The sequence below is a fragment of the Lentibacillus halophilus genome, from assembly GCF_039522485.1.
Lineage (GTDB): Bacteria > Bacillota > Bacilli > Bacillales > Amphibacillaceae > Lentibacillus > Lentibacillus halophilus.
This window is the reverse complement of record NZ_BAAADM010000068.1, coordinates 1-1,778: the sequence shown is the minus strand read 5'-3', so window position 1 is coordinate 1,778 and position 1,778 is coordinate 1. Positions and strand designations below refer to the sequence as shown.

Here is a 1,778-nt window from a genome sequence, read left to right as displayed (position 1 = left end):
CTCAAAACCATTTTTTGACAAGTTCAACTAACACAGAACCTTATGTTAGAGCCCCTCTAGGACGTGAAAAGGTGGATCTTGCTTTTTCATCCAACAGAGGATACCGACTAGTAAATTCAAATTAATGTTTTACGTATTATTCGTACTTGAAGGACAAGATCCATAGTGCTGTCCCGCGAGGTCATAAGCCTCAGTCCCCTTGTACAATGTGATCTAACGTCCTAGAGGAGCCCTACTTTTTTACCGGTTGTCTAACTTATAATGTCATTCATGGGTACTCTTGAATCGTCTTTTGCTCATCCTAAGCACCTTGTGTACGCTTGATTTTTAGGCAGATGGTTGCTCGGCTAAAACAAATCGATCATAGAATTCTTTGACATTAGCTATACGCAGCTTCTTTTTAAGTTCATGATATAATACATAATTATTATGCTGTGCTTGATACAGGGTCTGCTTACGAATCATCGCAAACGCCAGTCGTATGGTTCGATTTCCTAATGCAATGTAAGCTTGATTGACGTGTTTACCGCGTTCTTTAAGCTTTTGATAATGGTTATTCATGGCAGGGTTATTATGGGCAACAGATTTTCCAACTTGGTACGTAACATCTCTAAACGTTTTTCTTCCTTGTTTCGAAACACCGTGATAGGAGGCTTTGTGCCATCCTGATTGTTTTACAATGGGATTTGTGCCGGCCATTTTAATTAATTGCCCCGCATGTTCATAATCTGATAGATCCCCCATTTCCGCAGCTAGTTCTGCTCCAGTGACAAGCCCAATGCCAGTGATACTAAGAAGTACGGCACTTTCAGTTTGTATAAATGAATCTTCTATTTTACCTTCCAGGTTGCTGATCTGCTGGTCTAATAAATCTAGTTGATCCAAGTTCTGGCTGAGCAGAAATATCTCTGTTTCAACTGCCTGTTTGGGCTGTGAGATAGAATTTTCCGCCAGTTTTAATAGAATATCAATAGAATTTTCCCGTATTTTTAAATTTTCCCTTATGGAAATGTCGCGCAACCCCTCGGCACCTAACGTAAGAATATCAGACGGATGAGGGTAATAACGCATGATATAACGGGATGCTTTCCCAAAGAATTGAGAGAATGGTTTCATGTATGTTCGCTTGCCTTCAACCCAAATGTTCTTCCCTTGCATCTCACGAAATATTTGATCCATATGAGAACGAATAAGATTTTGCAGAGCTGTTCGTTCTTTTACCAAAGAGCGCCGTGCACGAGTAAGCTTTTGTAGCTGTTGACCATTTCCCGAAGGCCATTCTCCAAATGTTCCTTTGCCATTTATAATGGTTTGGACTATCACCATTAAATCCAGGTTATCTGTCTTGGACCAATTCAAAAGTCCTTGTCTTTCTTGTGCCGTTGTGGCTGCATTAAGAATGCGTACCTGATAACCTTCCTGATGGCAACGCCTGACTACATCTTCATAATAATGCCCCGTTGTCTCAATGCCGACCACAATTTCTTTAATATCCTCATGCTTCTCCTGTTGAATAAATGATTTTAGCGACTCAAAGCCCGTTTCCGATGCATCAAATTCAAAAGGCTTAACCAGCACATCTCCATAAAAATTACATATCATCGCTTTATGCGTATATTTAGCTGCATCAATTGCAACAATCAACATATGATCTATACCTGTTTCCTTAATAAAACCTGCCCATCTACTTCCATTTTTACCTTTGATATGATTAAATAATGAATATACCATCATTTTCGTCTCCTTTGTGGAATAGTAATTGGAAGTTCTGTGCTAGG

Annotated in this window: 1 protein-coding gene; it reads right to left on the bottom strand. The window is 39.6% G+C overall.

Translation table 11 applies throughout. The features are described from left to right. Positions 1-327: 327 nt before the first annotated feature. Positions 328-1,731 (bottom strand): IS110 family RNA-guided transposase, encoded by a 1,404-nt coding sequence (locus tag ABDZ72_RS14330; RefSeq protein ID WP_343754370.1) that lies wholly within the window; start codon positions 1,729-1,731, stop codon positions 328-330. Between the last annotated feature and the right edge of the window lie 47 nt (positions 1,732-1,778).